23 protein-coding genes, 1 tRNA gene and 1 pseudogene are annotated in these 25,532 nt (G+C 68.6%); 14 read left to right on the plus strand and 11 right to left on the minus strand.

Annotated elements, in window-relative coordinates:
• Positions 1-234 precede the first annotated feature (234 nt).
• Both QMK28_RS04620 and QMK28_RS04625 read left to right on the plus strand, forming a co-directional pair.
• Positions 235-1,515: an FAD-dependent oxidoreductase gene (locus QMK28_RS04620; protein ID WP_326435677.1), complete on the plus strand. Its 1,281-nt coding sequence runs from the start codon at positions 235-237 to the stop codon at positions 1,513-1,515.
• Positions 1,516-1,874: 359 nt separating this feature from the next.
• Entirely contained in the window at positions 1,875-2,186 is a 312-nt protein-coding gene (locus QMK28_RS04625) for a hypothetical protein (RefSeq protein WP_326435678.1), read from the plus strand.
• A gap of 89 nt (positions 2,187-2,275) precedes the next feature.
• On the opposite strand, the gene QMK28_RS04630 is transcribed toward QMK28_RS04625, so the two are convergent.
• Positions 2,276-2,349 (minus strand) — tRNA-Thr (locus QMK28_RS04630).
• A 364-nt stretch (positions 2,350-2,713) separates the two neighbouring features.
• On the opposite strand from QMK28_RS04630, the gene QMK28_RS04635 reads away from it, so the two are divergent.
• The 3 genes from QMK28_RS04635 (at position 2,714) to QMK28_RS04645 (ending at position 5,448) form a co-directional block, all read left to right on the plus strand.
• Positions 2,714-3,853 (plus strand): ABC transporter ATP-binding protein, encoded by a 1,140-nt coding sequence (locus tag QMK28_RS04635; protein WP_326435679.1) that lies wholly within the window; start codon positions 2,714-2,716, stop codon positions 3,851-3,853.
• Between the two features lie 353 nt (positions 3,854-4,206).
• Complete coding sequence (locus QMK28_RS04640; protein WP_326435680.1) at positions 4,207-4,623, plus strand: hypothetical protein; 417 nt, start codon at positions 4,207-4,209, stop codon at positions 4,621-4,623.
• A gap of 72 nt (positions 4,624-4,695) precedes the next feature.
• Positions 4,696-5,448, plus strand: a complete 753-nt coding sequence (locus QMK28_RS04645) for a nucleotidyltransferase family protein (RefSeq protein ID WP_326435681.1) — start codon at positions 4,696-4,698, stop codon at positions 5,446-5,448.
• A gap of 751 nt (positions 5,449-6,199) precedes the next feature.
• Here QMK28_RS04645 and QMK28_RS04650 read toward each other — a convergent pair.
• From QMK28_RS04650 to QMK28_RS04675, 6 genes are all read right to left on the minus strand, one after another.
• Positions 6,200-7,993 carry a DoxX family protein gene (locus QMK28_RS04650; RefSeq protein ID WP_326435682.1) on the minus strand — a complete coding sequence of 598 codons (1,794 nt, stop codon included), beginning with the start codon at positions 7,991-7,993 and terminating at the stop codon, positions 6,200-6,202.
• 239 nt (positions 7,994-8,232) lie between these two features.
• Positions 8,233-9,192 carry a 23S rRNA (guanosine(2251)-2'-O)-methyltransferase RlmB gene (gene rlmB, locus QMK28_RS04655; RefSeq protein WP_326435683.1) on the minus strand — a complete coding sequence of 320 codons (960 nt, stop codon included), beginning with the start codon at positions 9,190-9,192 and terminating at the stop codon, positions 8,233-8,235.
• Between the two features lie 136 nt (positions 9,193-9,328).
• Positions 9,329-10,720 (minus strand): cysteine--tRNA ligase, encoded by a 1,392-nt coding sequence (gene cysS / locus QMK28_RS04660; RefSeq protein WP_326435684.1) that lies wholly within the window; start codon positions 10,718-10,720, stop codon positions 9,329-9,331.
• 115 nt (positions 10,721-10,835) lie between these two features.
• Positions 10,836-11,354, minus strand: coding sequence for a 2-C-methyl-D-erythritol 2,4-cyclodiphosphate synthase (gene ispF, locus QMK28_RS04665; protein ID WP_326435685.1), 519 nt, complete (start codon positions 11,352-11,354; stop codon positions 10,836-10,838).
• Positions 11,344-12,123, minus strand: coding sequence for a 2-C-methyl-D-erythritol 4-phosphate cytidylyltransferase (gene ispD, locus QMK28_RS04670; protein WP_326435686.1), 780 nt, complete (start codon positions 12,121-12,123; stop codon positions 11,344-11,346). The genes ispF and ispD overlap by 11 nt, the downstream gene beginning before the upstream one ends.
• Before the next feature lie 404 nt (positions 12,124-12,527).
• Complete coding sequence (locus QMK28_RS04675) at positions 12,528-13,010, minus strand: CarD family transcriptional regulator (RefSeq protein ID WP_326435687.1); 483 nt, start codon at positions 13,008-13,010, stop codon at positions 12,528-12,530.
• A gap of 693 nt (positions 13,011-13,703) precedes the next feature.
• On the opposite strand from QMK28_RS04675, the gene QMK28_RS04680 reads away from it, so the two are divergent.
• Positions 13,704-14,393, plus strand: a complete 690-nt coding sequence (locus tag QMK28_RS04680) for a DUF461 domain-containing protein (RefSeq protein WP_326435688.1) — start codon at positions 13,704-13,706, stop codon at positions 14,391-14,393.
• A gap of 225 nt (positions 14,394-14,618) precedes the next feature.
• Here QMK28_RS04680 and QMK28_RS04685 read toward each other — a convergent pair whose 3' ends face one another.
• Both QMK28_RS04685 and QMK28_RS04690 read right to left on the minus strand, forming a co-directional pair.
• Entirely contained in the window at positions 14,619-15,302 is a 684-nt protein-coding gene (locus QMK28_RS04685) for a response regulator transcription factor (protein WP_326435689.1), read from the minus strand.
• A complete protein-coding gene (locus QMK28_RS04690) occupies positions 15,299-16,579 on the minus strand; it encodes a sensor histidine kinase (RefSeq protein WP_326435690.1) in 1,281 nt (426 codons plus the stop codon). Before QMK28_RS04690 ends, QMK28_RS04685 begins: the two co-directional genes overlap by 4 nt.
• A gap of 416 nt (positions 16,580-16,995) precedes the next feature.
• Between QMK28_RS04690 and phoU the strand changes: the two genes are divergently transcribed.
• Complete coding sequence (gene phoU / locus QMK28_RS04695) at positions 16,996-17,727, plus strand: phosphate signaling complex protein PhoU (RefSeq protein WP_326435691.1); 732 nt, start codon at positions 16,996-16,998, stop codon at positions 17,725-17,727.
• 833 nt (positions 17,728-18,560) lie between these two features.
• Here phoU and QMK28_RS04700 read toward each other — a convergent pair.
• Complete coding sequence (locus tag QMK28_RS04700) at positions 18,561-19,316, minus strand: GntR family transcriptional regulator (RefSeq protein ID WP_326435692.1); 756 nt, start codon at positions 19,314-19,316, stop codon at positions 18,561-18,563.
• A gap of 80 nt (positions 19,317-19,396) precedes the next feature.
• Between QMK28_RS04700 and QMK28_RS04705 the strand changes: the two genes are divergently transcribed.
• From QMK28_RS04705 to QMK28_RS04735, 7 genes and pseudogenes are all read left to right on the plus strand, one after another.
• Positions 19,397-19,675 carry a hypothetical protein gene (locus QMK28_RS04705; protein WP_326435693.1) on the plus strand — a complete coding sequence of 93 codons (279 nt, stop codon included), beginning with the start codon at positions 19,397-19,399 and terminating at the stop codon, positions 19,673-19,675.
• A 13-nt stretch (positions 19,676-19,688) separates the two neighbouring features.
• A complete protein-coding gene (locus QMK28_RS04710) occupies positions 19,689-19,841 on the plus strand; it encodes a hypothetical protein (protein WP_326435694.1) in 153 nt (50 codons plus the stop codon).
• Between the two features lie 426 nt (positions 19,842-20,267).
• Positions 20,268-20,998 (plus strand): annotated as a pseudogene (locus QMK28_RS04715) (GntR family transcriptional regulator).
• The gene (locus tag QMK28_RS04720) at positions 20,995-21,309 is read left to right on the plus strand and encodes a hypothetical protein (RefSeq protein ID WP_326435695.1); all 315 of its coding nucleotides are present in this window, start codon (positions 20,995-20,997) and stop codon (positions 21,307-21,309) included. The pseudogene QMK28_RS04715 and the gene QMK28_RS04720 overlap by 4 nt, the downstream one beginning before the upstream one ends.
• 475 nt (positions 21,310-21,784) lie before the next feature.
• Positions 21,785-22,861 carry a DUF262 domain-containing protein gene (locus QMK28_RS04725; RefSeq protein ID WP_326435696.1) on the plus strand — a complete coding sequence of 359 codons (1,077 nt, stop codon included), beginning with the start codon at positions 21,785-21,787 and terminating at the stop codon, positions 22,859-22,861.
• A complete protein-coding gene (locus tag QMK28_RS04730) occupies positions 22,858-23,610 on the plus strand; it encodes an MAE_28990/MAE_18760 family HEPN-like nuclease (protein ID WP_326435697.1) in 753 nt (250 codons plus the stop codon). Before QMK28_RS04725 ends, QMK28_RS04730 begins: the two co-directional genes overlap by 4 nt.
• Positions 23,607-24,713: a DNA cytosine methyltransferase gene (locus QMK28_RS04735; protein WP_326435698.1), complete on the plus strand. Its 1,107-nt coding sequence runs from the start codon at positions 23,607-23,609 to the stop codon at positions 24,711-24,713. The genes QMK28_RS04730 and QMK28_RS04735 overlap by 4 nt, the downstream gene beginning before the upstream one ends.
• Before the next feature lie 351 nt (positions 24,714-25,064).
• On the opposite strand, the gene QMK28_RS04740 is transcribed toward QMK28_RS04735, so the two are convergent.
• Positions 25,065-25,532 carry an NUDIX hydrolase gene (locus tag QMK28_RS04740; RefSeq protein ID WP_326435699.1) on the minus strand — a complete coding sequence of 156 codons (468 nt, stop codon included), beginning with the start codon at positions 25,530-25,532 and terminating at the stop codon, positions 25,065-25,067.

A 25,532-nucleotide genomic window follows, 5' to 3' on the forward strand; every position in this document is an offset into this window, starting at 1 on the left:
CGCCCGTCGGGCCGTCATCTCTCGATCACGTCCATCGTGAAGCACGGGTCTGACAACACGGGTCTGGCAACGCCGCCCCAGCGCCCGGCGAGCCCGTCCCCGCCCCGCCCCCACCCCCGCCATGTCACATTCCCGAGCCGCCCCCCGTCGTGACGTATACGCGGCAGATACGCGGCAGACACGCAGCAGATACGCGACTGATAACCGCCACCACCCGGCCAAGGAGATCCGAACATGCAGCGCATCACCATCATCGGCGGCGGCTTCGCCGGACTCACCGCAGCGATCACTTCCGCCGAGGCCGGTGTCGAAGTGACCCTGTACGAGGCGCACCACACGCTGGGCGGCAGAGCCCGCACCGCCGACGCCCCCTACCGGACGAACGAGGGGCCGCACGCCCTCTACTCGCGCGGCCCGCACTGGACCTGGCTCAAGCAGCGCGACCTGCTCGGCCCCATGGCGAAGCTCCCGCCGCTGGCGGCCTCCCGCTTCCGTTTCCACCGCGACGGCCGGCTGCGCAGGACGCCGCCGCTCGGCCTGCTCCGGCTCACGCGCCGCCGGAACGCCCCCGTGGACGTGGACTTCACCACCTGGGCGAGCGCCGAGGTCGGCGAAGCCGCAGCCCGTGCGGCGGCGCACTTCATCGCCGCCGCGCTGTTCCACCACGACCCCGGACTGCTCTCGGCCGCCTTCGTCCAGGAGCGGCTGCGGCGCGGCACGACGCTGCCGCCGGAGGCGCGGTACCCGCGCGGCGGCTGGAGCTCCGTCATCGCGCGGATGGCCGCCCGCGCCCGCGAGTCGGGCGTACGGATCGAGACGGACGCCCGTATCACCGCCCTTCCGGAAACGGACGGCCCACTGATCGTCGCCACCTCCCTGGCCGCCGCCCGCAAGCTGCTCGGCGACCTGCGGCTGACCTGGGGCAGCAGCCGTACGGTCCTGCTCGACCTGGCCGTACGGACCCGGCGCGGCGACCCCTTCGTCATCTCCGACCTCGACACACCGGGCTGGCTGGAGCGCTTCACCACGCAGGACCCGTCCCTCGCCCCGGCCGGCGAGCAGCTGCTCCAGGGGCAGTTCCCGATCGGCCCCGGTCAGCGCAAGGCGGACGGCGTCGCGCGCGCCGAGCACCTTCTCGACCTCGGCTACCCGGACTGGCGGAACCGGCTGACCTGGCGGCGCGAGTCGCTGGCCACCGGCCGTACGGGTGCCGTGGACATGCCCGGCACCTCCTGGCGCGACCGCCCGGCGATCGACCGGGGCGACGGCGTGTACCTCGCGGGCGACCAGGTCGCGGCGCCCGGCGTACTCAGTGAGGTGTCGTTCAACAGCGCGCTGGGGGCGAGCGCGCTGGCGCTCTCGCGGATGGCTGCACGGGAGCCGGTGACGGCGCGGACAGCGACAGCGACACGGGCAGCAGCGCCGGTGTCGGCGTCGGCACGGGAAGCGCGACTGGCCGCCCGGCAGTCCCGCCCACTCGCCCCTCCCACCCCCCTTAACTTCAACCAAACTTGAGGTTGAAGACTCGGAGACGCGCTCAGCGCGGGCGTCGGGCAGGAGTGGCTCGGCCGCCGCGTCGTCGCCCACTTGGGCATGGGGCCCGGCGGCTACGCCGAACCGGCCGTCGTGGCGGTCGAGAAGTCGTGGCGGTCGAGAAGCTGCACGCGCTCCCCGACGGGCCGGCCTCCGTCCCGATGACGTGTGGGCTCGCGCGGACTTGGGCCCGCGCTGGGCCGGAACTGGGCCGGAACTGGGCCGGAACTGGGCCGACTTGGGCCGGACTTACATGAACCCGCCTGGCCTCGGGACGGACTCCCCTGGACTTGGAACAGGCATCTTGGTGGCATGCCCCCGCGCCCGCCACCATGGGGCGGGTGAGAACCCTGGGTATCGACCTCGCCGCAGGCCCCCGGACGACGGCCGCAGCCGTGATCGTCTGGGGCGGCCCGACCTCCACCGTCCATCCGCCGCAAGTGCCCTGCACGGATGAGGACCTGCTCGGACTCCTCCTCGGCCCGGAGCCCGGCGACCAGGCCGGCGTGGACTGCCCCTTCGGCTGGCCGATCCCGTTCGTGGCAGCGATGACGGCCCACGCACACCACAGGCCGTGGCCCGGCCGGGGCGAGACCAGCGCGAACCACCGCGCCACACTGCGTCACCGCCGCACCGACATAGTGGCGCCCTGAACGCCCCCGCTCACGCAAAAGGCCCCGGACACGGGGTCCGGGGCCTGCGGAGACGAGGCAAACCCCGTCCCACCTGCTGTGTTTCTCTGAGCCTCCTGTCGGATTCGAACCGACGACCTTCGCTTTACAAGAGCGGTGCTCTGGCCAGCTGAGCTAAGGAGGCGTGCCCGAGGAGTGTACCCGGCGTGCGGGGGTGGGTCCGGAGGTGGTCGGGCCGGTGGTGGTCGGGCCGGTGGTGGCCTGGCGGGTGGTGGCCTGGCGGGTGGTCGGGCAGGCGGGTGGTCGGGCAGCGGACCGGCTACGGCGCCCCGGCATCGACCCCGGCCGCAGACCGGCACACGTCCGCCGGTCCCCTCCCCCACCCCTCCCGAATTTCGTGGGCTGCGGGCTACTGACACAGCGCCCCGCCCCAGGTAGCGTCACAGCCAGCCCACGCTAGTGGACTAGACCTTCCCCGGCCGGTGGTCGGGGCCTCACCTTTACTCGGATCGTCCGGCACGTTCCTGCCGGTGAAGGGACACATCGTCATGGCCACTGTCTCGTTCGACAAGGCGACCAGGATCTACCCCGGGGGCGACAAGCCCGCCGTCGACCAGTTGGAGCTGCACGTCGCGGATGGGGAATTCCTCGTGCTGGTCGGCCCGTCCGGCTGCGGAAAGTCCACCTCGCTCCGGATGCTCGCGGGGCTGGAGGACGTCAACGGCGGCGCGATCCGCATCGGTGACCGCGATGTCACGCACCTGCCGCCGAAGGACCGGGACATCGCCATGGTGTTCCAGAACTACGCGCTCTACCCGCACATGAGCGTCGCCGACAACATGGGCTTCGCGCTCAAGATCGCCGGCGTCAACAAGAGCGAGATCCGGCAGAAGGTCGAGGACGCGGCGAAGATCCTCGACCTCACCGACTACCTGGGGCGCAAGCCCAAGGCGCTCTCCGGCGGTCAGCGCCAGCGGGTCGCGATGGGCCGCGCGATCGTGCGTGAGCCGCAGGTGTTCCTGATGGACGAGCCGCTGTCGAACCTCGACGCCAAACTCCGCGTCTCGACCCGCACCCAGATCGCGAGCCTGCAGCGCCGGCTCGGCATCACCACCGTGTACGTCACCCACGACCAGGTCGAGGCCATGACCATGGGCGACCGGGTCGCCGTCCTCAAGGACGGGCTGCTCCAGCAGGTCGACTCGCCGCGCAACATGTACGACCGCCCGGTCAACCTCTTCGTCGCGGGCTTCATCGGCTCGCCGGCCATGAACCTCGTCGAGGTGCCGATCACCGACGGCGGCGTGAAGTTCGGCAACAGCGTCGTCCCGATCTCCCGCGAGGCGCTCTCGGCCGCCGCCGACAAGGGTGACCGCACGGTCACCGTCGGCGTCCGCCCCGAGCACTTCGACCTGGTCGACGGTGAAGGCTCCGCCGCCGCGAAGTCGTTGTCCAAGGAGGTCAGCGACGCGCCGGCCGGTCTGGCCGTCACTGTCAACGTCGTCGAGGAGCTCGGCGCGGACGGTTACGTCTACGGCACCGCCGAACTCGACGGCAAGTCGCAGGACCTCGTCGTCCGCGTGCACGGCCGTCAGGTCCCGGAGAAGGGCGCCGTGCTGCACGTCGTGCCCCGCGCCGGCGAGACCCACGCGTTCTCCACCTCCACCGGCGAGCGGCTCGTCGACTAGCAGCCTCGTCGACTAGCGGCCGCATCGACTAGCAGCACGCCCCGCGCGGCGCCACCCCCTCCGAGTCCCACGAACGAGGGACGGATCGGTCGGGTGGTTCACCCGCGAGCGCCGCGCCGGCTCCGCCGCACCCCGTACGCCCCAGCGCCGCACCCCGCGTTCAGCGGTGTGCGGCGCTGCCGCGACGGGCCAGGCCGTATCGGGCGCTGTCGATGAATACCCGCACACACCCGGAACAGAGCAGTCTTTTCGATCCTTGTACGTCAACATCACAAACAGTCCGATGGGCCGAACATCCCTCGACCGGGTGACTAAATGTCTCCAAATCATCACTCCTCGCTACGATCGCGGACGTGAACCAGGTAGCCCGCCGTATCGGCAGAACTCTCGCCCTCGTCCTCCCCGTCGTCCTCGTCCTCTCCGGGACGCTCGCGGTCACCCGCGTGCCCTGGGCGGCCGCACCCTCCGAATCGCGGGTACTCACCGCGTCCGCGGAGAAGGCCAGCACCCAGGCCAAGTCCCGCGCTCCGCAGGATCTCCTGCGCGACCGGCTGCTCGTCGAACTCCAGGAGAAGAACCCGGGCGTCGCGCTCACCCACCTCCAGCAGGCGACCACCCGCCACCCCTCGCTGGCCAAGCACTGCGTCTCCATCGCGCGGGCGCTGGGCCGGGCCGCGGTCGCCAAGTACGGTGCCGCGCACCGCGCCCAGGCGTTCTCCCGACCGGTGTGCGACACCTCGTTCGCGTACGGAGTCGCCTCGACCCTGTAGCCCGCGACCGTAATCATCAGCAGCCCACCGCGCAGCGTTCCGTCCCGCGGGTCACCACATAGGGTGCACACCATGACAGGTGACCCGCGCGCGCCCACGCCCCACGCGCCCCCTTCACACCCCACCCAAGCCGTAGTGCTGGCCGGCGGCCAGGGATCGCGGCTCCGCCCGTACACCGATGACCGGCCCAAGCCGATGGTCGAGATTCCCGGAACCGGAATTCCGATCATCGGCCACCAACTCGCCTGGCTGGCCGCCGAAGGCGTCACCGACGCCGTGGTCTCCTGCGGTCATTTGGCCGAAGTCCTCCAGGACTGGCTCGCCGCCGCGGACCTGCCGCTGCGCGTCAGCACCGTCGTCGAGGACGAGCCGCTCGGCCGCGGCGGCGGCCTCAAGCACGCCGCCGCTTCGCTGCCCCGCCCCGACCAGCCCTGGTACGCCACCAACGGCGACATCTGGACCCGCTTCTCGCTGCGCGACATGGCCGACTTCCACCAGGAACGCGGCGCCGAGGCGACCCTCGCGCTCGCCCGCCCCCGCATCCCCTGGGGCGCGGTGGAGACCGACGAGTTCGGCCATGTGCTCGACTTCATCGAGTCGCCCCCCTCTCCCTATCTGATCAACGCCGGCGTCTACGTCTTCTCCGCCGCCTTCACGGCCCTGCTCCCGGACTTCGGCGACCACGAACGCACCACATTCCCCCGCCTGGCCCGCGAACGCCGCCTGGCCGGCTTCCCGCTGCCGCACGGGGCGTACTGGCGCGCGATCGACACGGCGAAGGACCTCACCGAGGCGGCGAAAGAGCTGGCGGCACAGGGGCGTTGAGCGCGGGCGCGGGCGCGGGCGCGGGCGCGGCCGCTTGAGCGCGGGCGGGCGCGGTGCGGTGGCGTTGTGGGTTCGCCGGGTGCGGCGACCACGCCCCGTGCGGCAGATGTACGCGCGGTGCGGTGGCGTTCTGCGGCGCGACGGACGCGGTCGCCTGCGGCGGGCCGGGGCGGACGGACGGCACATAAGCAACCCGGCCCCTCGCTCGGCCCCGCCCTGCCACGCGCCGTGCCGTGCCGTGTCGCAGCGCCGTGATGGCCCGGCAGGCTCCGTGGCGACCTTCCGATGCCTCTTCGTGGCTTCTGCGTGGCGTTACGGGCCCCTTCGAGGCACCCAGGGCTGTTACTTACCCGGCCGTGGGCGCGGGGATGAGCGCGCGGGCCCGCGTGCGGCGCTCTGAGCGCCGCCCAGGCCCTCGCCGAGCCTGTCCCCGGCGGTAGTTGGGCCCCGGCGCCGGCGTGCGCCACTCGGCACGACCAGGGTGTCCCAATCGCCTGGGGGCACCTCCCGGCCGAAGGCTGGGGGAAAGCTGGGGGAAAGCTGATTTCAACCTCGCACGCGTACCCGAACGCGAAGCCGCCCCACGGCACTTGACCGTGGGGCGGCTTCGCGTACGTACGTCTTGCGTATGAGGCAGATCCCGGCCGGCTGCCACGGCCCCTGACTGCCAAGGCCCCCGGCCGCCGGGCCACTTGTCGGCCCGGCAGCCCGGCAACCCCGGCAACCCCGCAGCCCAGCGGCCGGCGCCCCGTCAGCCCAGCAGCCCGCCCAACGCACCGCGGCTGCTGGAGCCCTCGCCGTTGCCGCCGCCCGTGCTGCCGCCGCCGGTGGAGCCGCCGCCGGCCGTGCCGCCACCTCCGCTGCTGGTGGGGGGCGGGGCCGCCGGGCGGACCGGGGCCTGTTGTTGCGGGACGGACTGCTGCGGGGCCTGTGTCGTCTGGCCCTGGTCCTGGCCCTGGGTCTGGCCCTGGGTCTGGCCCTGGGTCTGCTGGGACTGGCTCGGCTGCTGCTGGTCGCCGCCGACGCGGCCCGTCTCCCGTGCCGTTCCCGGCGCGGCGGGGGTCGAGGCGGAGGGCTTGGCGGAGCGCCGGGCGGCCGGGGAGCCCGGCCGCCCGGCGGTGGGGCCCTGCGAGGAGCGTTCCGAGCCCGAACGCTGCGGCATCGGGGAGCCCGGCAGATTGTTCGTCGGCGCCTCGCCGCGTCCCGGTACCTGCACGGTCCGCGAGGACCGCACCGCGCCGCCCAGCATCGAGCCGAGCAGCAGCGTCAGACCGACCACGACAGCCGCCATGACCATGCCGCGCCGCAGCACCCGGCGGCGCAGCTCCCGCAGTTCGGAGCGCGGGCCGAGCCGCCGCCAGGCCTCGCCCGCGAGCCGGGCGTCCAGCGAGTAGACCGGCGCACCCGCGATGACGAGCGGGCTCCAGGCTGCGAGGTAGATGATGTCAGGCGCGTCGTAGGCCGGTACGGTCCGCCAGCTCACCGTCATGATCAGCGCGGCGGAGAGCAGCGCCCCGAAGGAGGCCGCGAGCCGCTGCCACAGTCCGAAGACCGTCAGCACGCCGACCACGACCTGGAGGAAGGCCACGGTGAGCCCGGCGCCGACCGGGTGCCCCAGCGCGAAGTCGCGCAGCGGGGCGGCGGCGGCCCAGGGCTCCAGCGAGACCAGCCACTTGACCATCGAGCCGCGCTCGCCGCCGTCGAAGTAGACGGGGTCGCACAGCTTGCCCATGCCGGCGTAGATCGAGATGAAGCCGAGGAAGACGCGCAGCGGGAGCAGCACGACCCCGAGGTTCATCCGGCGGCCCGGGTAGTAGGCGTGCCGGACCGAGTCGCTGTTGCGCCGGCGGCGCGGCGCGGCCTCCTCGGACGCGTCGGATTCGTCGTCGTAGCGGTCGTCGCCGTACCGGTCGTCGCCGTACCGGTCGTCGCCGTACCGGTCGCCGTCGTACCGGTCGCCGTCGTACCGGTCGCCGTCGTACCGGTCGCCGTCGTAGGCGCCGACCGCGGGCCGGACGCCGCGCAGGAGTTCGCCGTCGGGAGGCCCGCCGGTGCCGGCTCTGCGTTGGCCGATGACGGTCGGAGGCAGTTCGCCGGCGGCGATCCGGGGAATCACCTGAGTGGAACCCCCGTCACCGCCCGAACTCCCGTGCCCGCCGTTGCCCGCGAGGGCGACGGCCGCTGTGTTCGCGCTGGATTTCCTTACCGCCTGCAGGAGTTCGGTCGCCGCCGGGTCCCCGGGCTCGGTCCGGCCGCTCCACACGACGGGAGCACGGCGCCGCTGGGACGCCCCCCGCCGGAGGCCGATGGCACCTGGGATCGCCGCGATCTGCGCGGTGTCCACCAGCGAGCGGGCGACAGCGGGCCCGGCGAACTTCCGCGCCACGCGGGGGCTCCGGGCCAGCTGCACGCGGAAACTCGCGTGATTGACAATGACTTGCGCGGGATCGCACGGCACCTTGACCGAGCTCAGGACCGGTTCGTCGTCGAAGCCGGGCGAGCTTCCCCCCGAAGGCGTGCGGGGTGTTCTGGTGTCCACGCTCATCTAACCGAGTGACTCTCGATTAAGACACTGCCTTGACCGAGACGATCTGTCCGAGACCCGTCAAGATCATCGGGGCGCGTCGCGGACGGGTGCGACGCCGGCCCCGGAGGCCACCCGAGCCCCGGTGCGCACAGCGCCGGCCGGGCTGAGATTCAGCCCGGCCGGCGCTTGAGGACAGCCCGGACAGCTTGACCAGCTCGAACAGCTCGCGGACAGACAGCGCGGGTCACAGCGGCGGCCTAGACCCGGCGGCGAGCCGCCTCGTACAGCACGACGCCCGCCGCGACACCCGCGTTGAGCGACTCGGAGCCGCCCGGCATCGGGATGCGGACGCGTACGTCGCAGGTCTCGCCGACCAGGCGGGAGAGGCCCTTGCCCTCGCTGCCGATCACGATCACGACCGGGCCGTCGAACGCGGCGACCTCGCCGATCTCCGTCTCGCCGTCGGCGGCCAGGCCGACGACCGTCATACCGGCCTTCTGGTAGGCCTCGATCACGCGCGTCATGTTGGCGGCGCGGGCGACCGGCACGCGGGCCGCCGCTCCGGCCGAGGTCTTCCAGGCGCTGGCCGTCATGCCGGCGGCGCGCCGCTCGGGCACCACGACGCCGTGACCGCCGAAGGCGGCGACGGAGCGGACGATCGCGCCCAGGTTGCGCGGGTCGGTGATGCCGTCCAGCACGACGATGAGCGGGACCTCGCCCTTGTCGTAGGCGGAGGTGACGAGGTCGTCCGGGTGGGCGTAGTCGTACGGCGGCACCTGGAGCACGAGGCCCTGGTGGTGGAGGCCGTTCGTCATCCGGTCCAGCTCGGGCCGCGGCGCCTCCATGAGGTTCAGGCCGCGCTCGGTGGCGAGCTGGATCGCCTCGCGCACCCGCTCGTCGTTGTCGATGTACTGCTGGACGTACAGGGTGTTCGCCGGAACGCCCTCGCGCAGCGCCTCGAAGACCGAGTTACGTCCCACGACGAGCTCGTTGGTGCCCTTGGGGCCGCCGCGGCGCGGGGCCGGACGGCGGACGGTGTCCTGCTGCGCCCTGGCCTTGGCGTTCGCGATGCGCGCCTTGGAGTGGCCCTTGCGTTCGGAGGCGTGCGGCGTCGGCCCCTTGCCTTCGAGGGAGCGGCGCCGGTTGCCGCCGCTGCCGACCTGCATGCCCTTCTTGTTGGACGTGCGGCGGTTTCTGCGCTGGCTGTTCCCGGCCATGGGTCCGTCACCTATTTCTTACTGCTCAACAAACACGTACGTATGAGAAAGTCTGCCGCGCCACGGGCGCGGGCGCCCGGCCGGAGCGCCGGCCGGGTTCCCGGACGAGCGATCGGCCGGGCCGTCGAGCGAGCCCTCAGCCCAGTGACCAACGCGGTCCCGCCGGGGTGTCCTCGATTTCGAGGCCCGACTGCTGCAATTGGTCCCGGATGGCGTCCGCGGTCGCGTAATCCTTGCGTCCACGGGCCGCCTGGCGCTGCTCCAGTACGAGCCGGACGAGCGAATCCACCACTCCGTGGAGGTCGCCGCCGCGTTCCGTACCCGCCCAGTGTTCGTCGAGCGGATCGAGGCCCAGTACTCCGAGCATCGCACGGACCTCGGCCAGCCGGGCAACCGCGGCTTCCTTGTCGTCGGCCGCGAGGGCGGAATTTCCCTGCCGGACCGCGGCGTGCACGATCGCCAGCGCCTGCGGAACGCCCAGGTCGTCGTCCATCACCTCGGCGAAGGCGGGCGGCACCTCGGCGGCCGGATCGACCGTCTTGCCGGCCTTCTCGACGACGCGCTGGACGAAGCCCTCGATGCGGGCGAAGGCGGACTCCGCCTCGCGCAGTGCTTCCTCGCTGTACTCGATCATGGAGCGGTAGTGCGGGGTGCCCAGGTAGTAGCGCAGCACGATGGGGCGCCAGCGCTTGACCATCTCGGAGACCAGCACCGAGTTGCCGAGCGACTTGCTCATCTTCTCGCCGCTCAGCGTCACCCAGGCGTTGTGCGTCCAGTACGCGGCGAAGTCGTCGCCGTAGCCCTTGGCCTGCGCGATCTCGTTCTCGTGGTGCGGGAAGACGAGGTCGACGCCGCCGCCGTGGATGTCGAACGCCGCGCCCAGGTACTTGTGGGCCATCGCCGAGCACTCCAGGTGCCAGCCGGGCCTGCCGCGGCCCCACGGGGTCTCCCAGCTGGGCTCGCCGGCCTTGACGGCCTTCCACATCGCGAAGTCGCGCTGGTCGCGCTTGCCGGTCTCGCCCTCGCCGGCGGGCTGGCGGAGATTGTCCAGCTCCTGGTTGCTGAGCGCGAGGTAGTCCGGGTACGAACGCACGTCGAAGTAGACGTTGCCGTCGGCGGCGTACGCGTGGCCCCGCTCGATGAGCCCGCGCATCATCTCGATCATCTCGGGAATGTGACCGGTCGCACGCGGCTCGTACGTCGCCGGGAGGCAGCCGAGGAGGTCGTACGCGGTGTTGAAGGCGCGCTCGTTGCGGTAACCGATCGACCACCACGGCTCGCCGCTCTCGGCGGCCTTCGCGATGATCTTGTCGTCGATGTCCGTGACATTGCGGATGAAGGTCACGCCATAGCCGCGGTACTCGAACCAGCGGCGCATGATGTCGAAGTTCAGGCCGGAGCGGATGTGGCCGATATGCGGTGCGGCCTGCACGGTCGCGCCACACAGGTAGATCGAGACACAGCCCGGGACGAGGGGGGCGAAGTCACGGGTCTGCCGGGTACCGGTGTCGTACAGGCGAATGGTCACCCGACAAGGGTAGTCGGCCGACAGCAGTGCCCCGCGACCCTTTCGGTCACGGGACACTGGAGTGTGCTGTCAGGTGCGCCACGCGGCGCGACGTCCGGCAACCTCAAGTCCAGCCTCAGCGCAGCGCCCGCCGCAGCACCAGCGCCGTGGCCAGCGCGGCCAGGCCCTCGCCGCGGCCGGTCAGCCCGAGGCCGTCCGTCGTGGTGCCGGAGACCGAGACGCGCGCGCCGATCGCCTCGGACAGTGTCTTCTGCGCCTCTTCCCGCCGCTTGCCGATCTTCGGCCGTACGCCGATGACCTGGATCGCGACATTGCCGATCTCGAAGCCCGCGGCCCGCACGATGCGTGCCGCCTCGGTCAGCAGCGCGACCCCGGACGCGCCGGCCCACTCGGGCCGGTCGGTGCCGAAGTGGGCGCCGAGGTCGCCGACGCCCGCGGCGGAGAACAGCGCGTCACACGCGGCGTGCGCGGCGACGTCCCCGTCCGAGTGGCCGGCGAGGCCGTACTCGACGCCGTCGGCGGCCTCCCAGCGCAGGCCCGCGCACCACAGTTCGCGGCCCTGCTCGAAGGCGTGCACATCGGTGCCGATGCCGACCAGCGGCATCATGACCGGCTCGTTCTCGTCAGAACCCATCGTTGGCCCTCCTGCGGGCGAGTACCGCCTCGGCGAGGACCATGTCCAGCGGCCTGGTCACCTTGAACGCTTCCTCGTGGCCCGGCACGACCACGACCTGGACGCCGAGCCGCTCGACCATGCCGGCGTCGTCCGTCGCGCCCTGGCCCTCCAGGGCGACCGCGTGGTGCGCCCGGTCGAGCGTGGCCCGGTCGAAGCCCTGCGGGGTCTGTACGGCGCGCAGCACCGCGCGCTCGGGGGTGCCCACGACCGGCTCGGGCTCGCCGTCGGTGCGCGGCTCGACCTGCTTGACGGTGTCCGCGAGCGGCAGCGCCGGTACGACGGCGGGTGCGCCGCCGCGTACGGCCGCGATGACGGAGTCCACGGTGTCCACCGGGACCAGCGGGCGGGCCGCGTCGTGGACGAGCACAGTGGTGACGTCCGCGGGCAGCGCCGCCAGACCCAGCCGTACGGACTCCTGACGGGTCTCGCCGCCCGGCACCACGAGCACGTCGGCGGCCTCGGCCATGGGCAGCGGGTAGTCGTCGAGGAGCGTGCGGACCTCGGCGGCGCCGTCGGGCGGGGCGACCACGACGACCAGGGACACGGCGCGGGCGCGGGCCATCGCGCGGACCGCGTGCACCAGCATCGGGGTGCCGTTCAGCGCGCGCAGCGCCTTGGGGGCGCCGGGGCCGAGCCGCAGCCCGCGGCCGGCCGCGGGGATGACGGCGGCGGTCCGCGCGGGGCGCGCGGCGGGCCCGGTGGCGGAGTCGGATACGTCTGGGGACATTGCGTTGGCGTTCAGGTTTGCTTCCTCGGCCGACATGGGTATGGCCTCAGCGTGCCGGGCACGACCGCCCCGACCGGCCCCTTCCGTGACGACTGGTCGAGTTCCGGGTCCGGCACACCGATCCACACCGATCGATCCACACCGATCGCGGTGTGGGGATACGGGTATACAGCGTACGGAGGCAGACGTACGAATGCCGCAGCGCCCGGCGAGGTCGCTGTGCTCATCGGGGGCGAGTCCCCGAATTCCCAGCTGCGTCACTCGGGCGCTGCGGCGTTCGTGCGTGTCTTGTACTTTTCGGCTCTTGGCTTTTCGGCCAAGCCTTCAGCCAATGCGCCAAGCTTTCGGTCATGCGTTTCAGTCGTACGGGCTGTACGTGTCACGCGTGCCGTACAGGTCGTGCGTCAGGACGCGAGAACCTCGTCGAGCAGAGCCTCGGCCTTGTCCTCGTTGGTGTTCTCCGCGAGAGCAAGCTCGCTCACCAGAATCTGTCGTGCCTTGGCGAGCATGCGCTTCTCGCCTGCGGAGAGACCCCGCTCGCGCTCACGACGCCACAGGTCGCGAACGACCTCAGCGACCTTGATCACGTCACCGGAGGCGAGCTTTTCGAGATTTGCCTTGTAGCGGCGGGACCAGTTGGTCGGCTCTTCCGCGTACGGCGCGCGCAGCACCTCGAAGACCCGCTCCAGCCCCTCCTGGCCGACCACATCGCGTACGCCGACGAACTCCGCATTGTCCGCCGGTACACGCACCGTCAAGTCGCCCTGGGCGACTTTGAGCACCAAGTAGGTCTTGTCCACGCCTTTGATCTGGCGAGTTTCGATAGCCTCGATCAGCGCGGCCCCGTGATGGGGATAGACCACGGTGTCGCCAACCTTGAACGTCATGTGACAGGTACCCCTTCCGTGGCTATCCAGAGTAACACGGGAACGGGTTCTTCTGAATGGCGTTTTCGCAGGTCAGGGCGCATCTCGGGGCTTGACAACAGCGGCCGGAACGTGCTGCGCGGGCTCTCCGGAAGCGGGTATTCGCAGGTCGGAGGTGCTGTGGAGGCGAGGCGAAACGCGTACGGTACACGTGCTTCCGAGACCCTGCGACAGGCCCTAAGTCCCGGTTTGCCGGGATCCGCATGGCGGACTTCCCGTACTCCGTTCGGTGTCCTTCGGGTGTTGTCCGGGTGCGTGTCCGCGTGATGTCGGCCCGATTCTTGAATTGATCACCGTGGCCCGGATCACCAGCGCGATCAATTCTGTGATCGTCATGCATTCCTTACGGATAATCCCCCGGACGGACGCACCCTCGATATTCAGCCGTACTCGGTCAGCCGCACTCCGCTCGCACCGGTGCGGACGGCCGTGCGGCAGCCGCGCGCCGGCCGCGTCGCCGGCCGCCGGAAGTCGCTCGGCGGCCCGGGGGGGCGGGTCGGGTGCGGCAGCCGTACAACGGCTCGGTAACCTAAGGCCCGCTGACACACCCTTGGTGCGGCTGGTGCGGCTTCAACACCAGCCGTCGCCGCACATCCACCCGCGACCGGGCGCACAGTTCGGCCGCCGTAGCTCGTCCTAGGAGATACCGCAGCCGTGAGCAGCAGCCTTCGACGCGGTGCCCTCGCCGCCACCGTCCTCGCGCTTTCGATCGCTTCTCTCTCCGCGTGCGCGGCCGGGAACGACGCCCAGACGCTGCAGGTCAAGCCGGACAACGCCGAGGCCACCGTCGGCGACATCAAGATCCAGAACGCCACGGTGATCACTGAGCCCGACGGCGAGACCGGCCCCGCCGTGGTCACGGGGACCGTCTTCAACAACGGCGCCAAGGCGCAGACGCTCGACGCCATCGAGGTGGAGGGCGCCCGCTCGCGGGTCAAGCTCACCTCCGCGAAGGGCAAGGGACCGATCGTCGTCCCGGCCGGCGGTTCGGTGCTGATCGGCGGCAAGAACAACGCGAGCGCGCTGCTGGCCGACGGCAAGCTGTCCGCCAAGGACGGCAACGCGCAGCCGATCGTCTTCGACTTCAGCAGCACGGGCCGGGTCAAGATGCGGGCCTTCGTGGTCCCCGCGACGAGCTACTTCGAGAAGTACGGGCCGAGCAAGGTGCCGCAGCCGTCGCGGACCGCGACCCCCTCGGGCTCCGCGACGCCGTCCGGCTCGGGTACGCCGACCGGCTCGGCGAGCACGGACGCCAATGCGGCCGGAGCCGATGGCACAACCGCTGACAACGCCAACGCCGATGCCGTCAACGGCGCCGAGGCGGGTGCCACCAGCTCCCCGTAGTCCGGGAGCCCCGGCGGGGGCCCGGCACGGCCGGCGGGACGTCCAGCGCGCGCTGAGGCGGCTTCCCGGAGCCGTGGCGAGCGCGGCGCCGGCAGCCGGGCGGCCAGTAGCCGAGTACACAGCCGAACGCCCGCCGCCCCCCTGATGAGGGAGGCGGCGGGCGTTCGGCTGTCGCGCTTTCACGCAGCGGTTCTCTCAACGCGGCGGTTCTTGCGCAGCAGCGGTTTACGGCTCGAACTTGTAGCCCAGCCCGCGGACCGTGACCAGGTAGCGCGGGGCTCCCGGGTCGGGCTCGATCTTGGCGCGCAGCCGCTTGACGTGGACGTCCAGCGTCTTGGTGTCGCCCACGTAGTCGGCGCCCCAGACCCGGTCGATGAGCTGCATCCGGGTCAGCACCCGGCCGGCGTTCCGCAGCAGCATCTCCAGCAGGTCGAACTCCTTGAGCGGGAGGTCCACCTTGCCGCCGGAGACCGTGACCACATGGCGGTCGACGTCCATCCGTACCGGCCCGGCCTCCAGGGCCGCCAGGGTGGCCTCCTCGGGCTCGCCGCCGCGGCGGCGCAGCACGGCCCGGATGCGGGCCACCAGCTCGCGGGACGAGAAGGGCTTGGTCACATAGTCGTCGGCTCCTATCTCCAGGCCGACGACCTTGTCGATCTCACTGTCCTTGGCGGTCACCATGATCACCGGGACATTGGATTTGAGCCGCAGCTGCCGGCAGACCTCGGTGCCGGGCAGGCCCGGCAGCATGAGGTCGAGCAGCACCAGATCGGCGCCATTGCGGTCGAACTCGTCCAGCCCGTCGGGCCCCGTCGCCGCGATGGCGACCTCAAAGCCCTCCTTGCGGAGCATGTACGACAACGCGTCGCTGAACGATTCCTCGTCCTCGACGACGAGCACTCGGGTCACGGAAGGACCTCCGGGGCTGGAAGTGGTGCGTTGGTGAGGGTGTCGTACGGGAGGTCCTCGTCGTCGAGGCCTCCGGTTGATCGTTCGGAGGGTGCGATCAGTGCGCCGCCGCGGTCCCGTTCCCGGCCGCGGGCGGCTTCCGGGAGCCGGAGGGTGAAGGTGGAGCCTTGGCCTTCGGAGCTCCAGACGGTGACTTCCCCGCCGTGCGAGGCCGCCACGTGCTTGACGATGGCGAGCCCCAGGCCGGTGCCGCCGGTGGCGCGGGAGCGCGCCGGGTCCACCCGGTAGAAGCGCTCGAAGATGCGCTCGCGGTCCTTCTCGGAGATGCCCAGGCCCTGGTCGGTGACAGCGATCTCGATCAGATCGCCGCCGGAGGCTGGGATGCGCCGGCCGGCTATGCCGACCCGGGTGCGGGCCGGGCTGTAGTTGACCGCGTTCTCGACGAGGTTGCCGAGGGCGGCGGCGAGCTGGCCGCGGTTGCCCCAGATCCGCAGGTCGGAGGCGCCGCCGACGGCCATGGTGATCTGTTTGGTGCCGGCCTGCTGGCGGCAGCGGTCGATGGCCTCGGCGACCAGGGTGTCGACCCTGACCGGTTCGGCGTCCTCCAGCGGGTCGTCGTTCTGCACCCGCGAGAGGTCGATGAGTTCCTGCACGAGGTTGGTCAGCCTGGTCGCCTCTATCTGCATCCGGCCCGCGAAGCGGGTGACCGCCTCCGGGTCCTCGGACGCGTCCATCACGGCTTCGGAGAGCAGTGAGAGCGCGCCCACCGGGGTCTTGAGCTCATGGCTGACGTTCGCGACGAAGTCGCGGCGTACAGCCTCGATGCGGCGGGCCTCGGTGAGGTCCTCGACCAGCAGCAGGACCAGCCTGGAGCCGAGCGGGGCGACTCTGGCGGAGACCGCGAGGGCTTCGCCGCGGCCGGTGCCGCGCCGTGGGAGGTCGAGTTCGATCTGCCGTATCTCGCCGTCCCGCCGGGTGTCCCGCGCCAGCTGGAGCATCGGTTCGACGGCGAGTTTCCCGCCGCGCACCAGCCCCAGGGCGTACGCCGCCGAGCTGGCCTTGACCACCGAGTCCGCTTCGTCGAGGACCACGGCGGAGGACCGCAGGACGGACAGGACCGTGTCCACGCCTGGCGGCAGCACCGCGTCGGTGTGCAGCGAGCTGCGGGTCGGCTTGGCCTGGTCGCGCTCGCTCCAGCGGAACGCGAGTACGGCGATGACGCCGGTGCAGAGACCGGCTATCGCTGCTACTGCGGCGATTGCCGCGTCCACGTTCATGTCCCCAGGTTATGCGCCTGACGGGACACATCCACAGCCGTCCGGGTGCGCTCTCGAACAGACGTTGCCGAGAGTTCACTGTGACGTCGGTACCGGTTCACCCCGCGCACCCGGTAAAGCGGCGCACGCCGGGGGCGCGGACCGGGCAGCGCGCAACCGCCGGAGTGTGCGTTACCGAGAGTTCACCGTGATGTCGGGACTGGTTCATACGGGTGGTCGGCGCAGGACGCGTTTCGGACACACCGTGGGAGCGTGGGGCAACGACCCACGGATTGAGTACGGAACAAGTACTGAGCCGAGTACATGAGCCATGTACATGAGCCGAGTACTGAGCACGGCACAAGCAGCACCGAACAAGCAAGCAGCACGGAACACGTACGGACAGCACTGCCAGTCGAAGCGAGAGAAGGTCTGTGATGCGGGACGCGTACCACGAGGAGCTGGATTCGATCGGCGAAGGTCTGGTCGAGATGGCCCGGCTCGTCGGCTCCGCGATCGGCCGCGCCACCACGGCGATGCTCGACGCCGACCTCAAGCTGGCCGAAAGCGTGATCGCGGCGGACCAGAAGGTCGACGACCTGCAGCACGACCTGGAGGCACGAGCCATAGCCCTGCTGGCCCGGCAGCAGCCGGTCGCCACCGATCTGCGGATCGTGGTCACCTCACTGCGGATGAGCGCCGACCTGGAGCGCTCCGGCGACCTCGCGCAGCACGTCGCGAAGCTCGCCCGGCTGCGCTTCCCGGCCAAGGCCGTGCCGCACGACCTGCACGCCACCATCCTGGAGATGGGGCAGCTGGCGCAGCGGCTGATGGCCAAGTCCGCCGAGGTGATCATCACCAAGGACGTCGACCTCGCGCTCCAGCTGGAGCACGACGACGACGAGATGGATCTGCTGCACCGCACGCTCTTCCAGCACCTGATGGACGACCGCTGGAAGCACGGCATCGAGACGGCCGTCGACGTGACGCTGCTCGGGCGCTACTACGAGCGGTTCGCGGACCACGCGGTGTCGGTCGCCAAGCGCGTCGTCTACCTGGTCACCGGCGAGCACGCGGACCAGTTGGTCGCCGGCGGTCCGCAGGCAGCGCAGGCTGCGCAGTCCGCGCAGGCAAAGGGCGAGGGCGCGGCCAAGGCGGAGGAGGCGTAGCGGCGGGCTGGGCTGAGCCGGGCCGGCGAGGTCGTGAGGCTGCGGCCATGAGGCTGGGGTCATAGGGCCGGCGCAGTGCGGGACGGTTGGGCGCGGCGAGGGTGACGCGGTGGAGCGGCGTGGGGCCGCGTGCCTCCGCGCGCCGTTGACGCGCCCGCCCGGGGTGGGCAATGAGTGGGTAAGGAAGCCGACCACCTCCAAGGAGGTACCTCATGGCGGATCACCCCATTCCAACCACCACCCGCGATCAGCCGTCCACCGACCGGCCCGCGCTGCCCCTGCTGGGCGCGTGCGGGTGCGGCCCGGCGTGCGGCTGCGGATGTCAGTCCGGCGGGCCGTGCGGTTGCGGCGGCGGCTGCGGCTGATCACCGATTTCGGGCGTGGCCCACCGCGCGTTGTCGTGCGGTGAGCGGCGCTTGGTGACGCCGCGCGGTGAATGGCGCTCGCGCGGTGAACGCGGTGCAAGGTGCAAGGTGCATGCGAAGGGCCCCGGCCGGCGATCCCGGTCGGGGCCCTTCGTGCGTGAGGCGCGTGTCGTACGTGAGGCGCGTGTGCCGCGTGCGGTGACGCTCGGTGCGTGTCGTACGTGTGCTGCGTGTGCTGCGTGTGCTGCGTGTGCTGCGTGTGGTGACGCTCGGTGCGTGTGGCGCGTGCGGTGCGGGGTCCTACTTCTTCTTGCCCTGGTTCTTGCGAGAGATCTTGGCGAGCTGGGTTTTTGCTGGTGAGGATGCTGATCGACAGCCGGTGAGTGGTCGTCATTGGTCGCTGTCGGGTACTGCTGAGCAACCTCGGACGGCCCACAGACGGCCCAGCCGTCGACTGTCGGCGGGGCGCTATCGGCCGATGGGAATCTCGTAGACGATCTCGCACAGAGCTGCAGGGAGGACGATGTCCGCCGTTTCCACGGGCTGCCCCTGGTCGCTGTAGTACGTCCGCCTGATGTGCGTGACAAGGGCGGCCTTCTGGATCCCGAGGAGTGATGCCTCCTCGGCAGTCGCGAGCCGCGGTTCCGGCCGCTCCACGGCATGGCTGACCGTGATGCCGATTTCGGCCATGCGGTTGACCACGCCGACTCCGGCGTGTGGCCCGCCCTCTGGGAGGACGACCAGGGTTCCAGCGGTGAGCTCGTACGGCTCCCAGCTCGTCGACAGCTGCACCGGCCTGCCGTCGGCGAGGAACTCGTACACGGTACGGACGCACCGGTCCCCCTCAGCGATGCCGAGCCGCGACGCGATCTCACCGGGCGCCGGCACCTTCGCCTCGGTCCGGCTCTCCCAATCCCCCTGCTTGCCCAAGGCGTTCATGTCCGCGCGGAACGGGGAACCACCGGGCTGCTCGCGAGCAGAGGAACGGACCACACGCACTCGACTTCGAGGAGCGGAGACGTACGTCCCGGACCCGGCGCGGCCTTCCAGCACTCCTTGGGAGATCAGTAGCTCCTGAGCCCGCCGGACCACGTTCTCGCCGACGCCGCACTCTTCGGCGATCTGGGCACGTGAGGGGAGCCGGTCTCCAGGCGTCCACTCATGCTCCGCGATACGTCGCCGGAGCTTGTCGGCAAGGCGGAGATACGGCGGCTGCTCAGACATATAGAAAAAACTAGTCCACTAGCTCTAATCTAGTTAACTAGCTTCACCCAACGTGATCAACCGACAACGGAGGCCGGTCTGTGCCTGCTTCGGAAGCAAGTGCAGAAGGCATCGCAGCGCGGTTGTCCGCCGTTGGACTCGCCCCTCGCATGCAGCAGCACGCCCACTTCACCTCGATCGAAGCGGAGGTACCGGAATCGCTCCCCGCGGAGTCATGGCGGGAGGTCTTGGAAGCAGTAGCGGAGGCCGACCGATTCGGACTCCTCGCCAACAGCTTGAACGGCCGCACCTTGTGGGCCGCCGTACGCACAGCGGCTCCCGCGACGGATGACGTCCGGGGACCTGGCCGTCAGAGATAGGAGCTGATTCAACGTGTTCAACCGAACCCGCCACGCCGTCTCGTGCACCGACGAGAGGGGCTTCCCGACGATGGGGAGCCACCGCTCCCCGGAGCCCGCCCGGCCGGCGTTCGCGTCGCACCATCACTTCGGCTGCGAACGGCTCGCGACGGCGGAGGTCGTCTGATGCCTCCTCGTCAGCAATCTCCCGGCACGCACACACACGCCGATCGTTACCGGTCGAGTTCGTGCCTCATCGGTACGCACTGGGAGTGCACGCAGTCCGGCCCGACTGCGGCACCGATCGGCATCCCCGTGGTCTACGAGGCCTGCACTTGCGCCTGCCACGCGACGGCTGCCGACCTCGACCTCCGGATGGAGGTGCCGCGGTGAAGAGCTGGGCTCCAGGTGGCGCGGTGGCCAACCCCGTCGAGATCACCGCTTTTAGCGTGCAGCGCGGTGACGTCATCCAGATCGGAAGTCACCCGTATCGCGTGGCCGATCTCTTCCAACTCCCAGGCGGAGCAAAGCGCCTGCGCTTCGAGTCAGGCGAGCTGCTCACCATGCACTCCCGAACTCGGCTCGTAGCCCTACGGGTGATGAGGAGGTGGTGATGGGATCCGTGCCTTCTCGCCGTCACGCCATCGCTGACGACATTCGGGACCAGATTTTGACCGGCCGGATCAAGGCAGGCGAACGCCTCGCCTCTGAGTCGCGGCTCGCCTCCCACTACACGGTCAGCACCGCGACCCTGCGGAACGCACTCTCGGTTCTCCAGGCTGAAGGGCTCGTCGAGAAGATTCACGGCAAGGGCAACTTCGCTCGCTATCCACGCCGCAGGATCACTTACGTCGGCGGTGGCCACCCACTCCAGACAAAGACCTCGGACGAGTCAGCCTACACGTCAGCGTCCGCACGACCAACCTTGAGGCGCACGGCCAACTCCTCGGCCTACTGAAGGTGCCGGCAAGCAGCCCACTGACCGAATTCCTCTGCCTGAGCCACGAGGGAGAGTCGCCACACAGCCTGTCTCGCATCTATGTCCCCCGCGACCTCGCTCCGCCTGACAAGTCGCCCTGCTGCAAGACCATTGAGGCGCAGTTGGCGGAACTCCGCCCGCCGCTGGCCGAGATCCGGGAGAGAGTCAGCGCCCGTCCTCCGACACCCGAGGAAGCAGCCGCTCTTCGGATCAGCTCGGCCCTGGCCGTGCTCGCGATTACACGCGTGGTGGCTGACGGCACGGGCCGCGTCGTGGAGGCGGCACTCCTGGTGCTCCCCGGCGATCGCGCGGATGCGTTCTTCACCACCGACCACGTGACCGGAGAGAAGAGGCGGGGAGGATGACGACCCAACATGAGCTGAGGCTTCTCCCCTGGACAGGGCCTGACGGGAAACCCTGCTACTTGAGCACTGACGACAGCAATGGCCACCTATCCCGCCTGGCCGACAACACCGAAGCCATCCAGTTGGGTATGGCAGCCGAACTCCTGGGGCACGCCGATCAAGTGCTAGCCAGTAAGGAAGCGGAACTGAACGAGTTGCGGCTACTGACGGTGGCCATGAGTGGGGCGCTGCGTGACGCGCTCCGGGTAGCGACCAGCCGCGGCTATCGCCTTCCCCAGACAGTCGCATCAGACTGCGAGGAAGTTTTCTAGGCCGCCGCAGCCGCCAGCGACCTTTGAATAGCGGCTAGGCAGCGATCGGAAGAGAGGCCCCCGGAATTAGCCTCGGACTCCTCCATCGTCGCGCCAGGCCGAGCCGGCACCTGCAGCAGCGTAGGGGATGCCCAAGGGCACACGGCTTCGGAGGCCCCATGCGACTCGCTAGGCCTTACGGGCATCCTCTTCCGCCTCGCCCGTCCACGAATAGGCCACGGCCTGCGAGGTGGTGGTTCACGACCCGGACCCCGGCGGGCGCACCACACGTGGGGACCTCAACGATCGCACCGGCGATGCTGTCGTTGAACTCACAGCTCGTCAGCAACTGCATCGCGGCCGTCTCCGACGCAGGTGGGACCACGACCTGGCGGACAGAGGCTGAGAACCTACAAGATGGCGAGACAGCACATGGCATGATCGTGTATAGGTCGGCCAATGAACTTGGCTCAGGGCTCTGCATAGGTGGGGACGAATGGTGACGAACGGTGATCTACTGATCGGTCCGGATGACCAGGCTGCCGCTGAACAGCAAATCGTGGAACAGTCCAAGCGCATCGACTTCTACATCACTGAATACACGGTCGAAATTCTGGCCAATAAAATGCGGGCTAAGGAATACGTCGTTCCCCGCTATCAGCGAGCCTTCACATGGGAGGCTGAGCGTAAATCCAAGTTCATCGAGTCTGTAATCATGGGGCTACCGATCCCGTTTGTGTTCTTCTGGGAGATGGAAGACGGAAAACTCGAAATCGTAGACGGGTCTCAACGACTTCGCACCCTAGAAGAGTTCATCCTTGGGAACTTCCAACTCGGGGAACTCGATCAACTCTCACATATTTCCGGGTTCAGGTTCGCAGATCTTCCCGAATCACGGCAACGGAAGATTAAAAATAAGTCGATTCGCGGGATTGTTCTGAACGAGCACGCCGACGAGGCCGCTCGACTGGATATGTTCGAGCGAATCAACACGGGAAGCAAAATCGCAAACAAGGCCGAAGTTAGGCGCGGAGCGCTTGCCGGTCCGTTCCTCGACCTAGTTATGGAGTTGGCCGAAGACCCTCTCCTTGTCTCACTTGCCCCCATGAGCAAGAAACAAAAGGACGAACGGGGTTACGATGAACTTGTAACTCGGTTCTTTGCGTACGGTGACGGCCTCGGGGATTACAGAGATCGCCCGTCTGACTTTATTTTCAAATACGCCAAAAGAATGAATTTGGCTTTTGCCACGGACCCAACCCTGGCCATCTCTTACGCCCGCAGATTTCGGGAGACACTGGAGTTCGTTCAGAGGGTCTTCCCGTACGGGTTCCGCAAGTCCTCTAACGGAAATGCGACACCCCGAGCCCGATACGAGTCCATCGCCCTTGGCTCCTACTCCGCCATCCAGGAACGCCCTGAGATTGTGAACTTTGGACGCGAGCGCTTCAATGTAGAGAGCTGGCTTCGAAGTGATGAGTTTGTCGGCATCACGGGGTCCGACGGGGCGAATGCACGCGCACGGCTTGAAGGCCGCATCGGTTTTGTGCGAAGCCGCCTGGTCGCCGCATGAGCACTGCAGATCTTCTGCCGTTCTTCGAGGAGCGGTTTGGTGAAGTTGACTCCTATATCGACCTCCTCGAGAAGGTCGAGGAGGCGACTCAGAACGGAATTCCCCGCATCGCTGTATCAGAATATAGGATCACGGCCAAGCAGCAGAAAATCCTATATAGCAGCGTCTATCTACAGCTGTACAACCTCGTCGAAGCCACGATGGCTAGATGCGTATCCGAGTTAACTGACGCGACCTCAACTGTAGGTAGGTGGCAGCCTCATCAACTCAATGACCAGCTCATGAGTGAATGGGTGAGGTCCACAGCGCGCACTCACGCCGATATGTCCGCAGAGAATCGGCTGAAGCATGCACTCGAGATGAGCGCTCACATCGTGCAGCAACTTCCAATCAAGCCTTTCGTTATAGATGTCGGTGGCGGAGGGAACTGGGACGATCAGGTAATCTACAAGATGGCCGAGCGGTTGGGCTGCCCGCTGTCGCTAACCTCGCCCACCCAGGCAAGCGTCAAGCGGAAGAAGCGTGACGGCCTGGGCCCTTTGCAGCTAGTCAAGAACCGCAGGAACGGCCTGGCACACGGTTCGATCTCTTTCGTAGACTGCGCGGATGGCGTACTGGCGAGCGAGCTACGAGAAACATCACGGAGCGTGGAGTCATACTTACGCGAAGTGATCACATGCTTTAAGAATTACATCGACTCCTATGATTTCCTCCGACCCGACAGCAGGCCAAGCGGTGATACGGCATGAGTGACGCCCCCCCTACTATTTCAGCGGTAGATCTGTTCTGTGGTGTCGGGGGACTTACTCACGGACTAGTGCGCAGCGGTATTAATGTCACAGCTGGAGTTGATCTAGACCCGCATTGCCGCTATCCGTTCGAGGCAAACAACGCTGCACCATTCATCGAGCGGGACGTGAAGGACCTTGACGCGGCCAGTCTCAAGCCGTATCTGGATCAAGGTAAGTACTCGCTGCTTGCCGGATGTGCACCGTGTCAGCCATTTTCTACGTACAGTCAGGGCGGTAGAAGTAAGAAGCGGGGTATGGACTGGCGGCTAGTCCATCACTTCGGCTCTCTCGTGTCTGATCTGCAGCCAGATCTTGTGACTATGGAAAATGTAGTTCAGCTGACTGATCACGAAGTCTTTTCAGAGTTTCTGGATTCCCTGAAAGGCTATGCTGTGAGCTGGACAAAGGTCGAATGCACGAAGCTCGGGGTTCCGCAATCACGAAAAAGGCTTGTTCTTCTGGCGTCAAAGCTCGGCGGGCACGGGCTGGATCTCGCTTCACAGTTCGGCGAAATTCCTCGCACGGTTCGAGAGGAAATCGGGAAACTGCCGCGTATTAGCGCTGGGGAACAACATCCCAGGGACCCTCTGCACACCGCTTCGTCCCTCAGCGAAACCAACATGAAGCGGATTAAGGCCTCGAAGCCCGGAGGCACTTGGCGCGACTGGGATCCGGATCTCATTGCGGCGTGCCACCGGAAAGCAACTGGCTCAACCTATCCCAGTGTCTATGGGCGGATGGAATGGGATGCGCCGGCTCCCACCATCACCACTCAATGCTTCGGGTATGGTAATGGGCGCTTTGGGCACCCCACCCAAGACCGTGCAATCTCTCTCCGAGAGGCTGCAATGCTGCAAACCTTCCCCAGGAATTACAAGTTCCTCAAGCGAGGTGAACAAGTCACTTTCAGCCGCCTAGGACGGATGATCGGAAACGCTGTTCCAGTTCGCCTTGGAGAGGTCATCGGGAAGTGCCTCGTGGACCACGTTCGCGCCTACGAGAACGGCACAACGGATGCGATGCCCATCGCCGTTCCGGAGCAGTTGGGTCGCCTGTTCTAGGCCGCTGGCTTGTTTCGTGGCCCAGGCTGGCGCACAGGTCGGTGGAGCGGCTTTGGGCTGGAGCTGCTTTGGGGCGAGTGATCATGGCCCCTTACGCTGGCCGCGATTCGGGCAGCACCTAGCCTGCCCGCAACAGCCCGAATCGGGGCCATGATCTTAGAGGCTCGCCCCAAAGTGGCTGCCTAAAGCCGTGGAGCCGACCGCCCCAGCCACAGAGGGGTTCCCCACCTTCTACCCGCAGCACGCAGCGCGCCGCCGGGCGCGGCCAGCCGGGGCGGAGACAGAGGCAGGCCGCGCCGCAAGGCGGCGCGCTCCCGCGCTGTGCGCGGGCTTGATGAAGTAGGGAAAGTTCTATCGGACCGGCGTCAGGCGCTTGCCATCATGGCTTCGCACGTGAGGGCCGCTCCCGTCGAGTGCGTCCAGAAGCCGGATCGCGTAGACCTCGGACATCCACTCCGTGACCTCTTCGGGCGTGAGCCAGCCGACCGCGGTTGATTCGCTGGACGTTCGCTCCGTGCCGCCGGCGGGCTTGCATCGGAAGACCAGGGCCACAATGCCGCGCGTCGTGTTCTTGTAGACCCCGGTGAGCTCGTCCACCTCGACGTGGATGCCCGTCTCCTCCAGGACCTCGCGCTGAACGCCCGCTTCGGGAGCCTCGTCGAGTTCGAGTACGCCGCCGGGGAGCTCCCAAGTGCCGTTGTCGGCACGGCGGATCGCCAGGAGTCGCCCGTCCTCGCGCACAACCACTCCGGCTACGGACACGGAGTGGAGTGGCGTTGACGTGCCTTCCTGCGCACTGTTACTCATGTACAGGAGCAT

Source organism: Streptomyces sp. H27-D2 (assembly GCF_035828615.1).
In the GTDB taxonomy this organism is placed as follows: domain Bacteria; phylum Actinomycetota; class Actinomycetes; order Streptomycetales; family Streptomycetaceae; genus Streptomyces.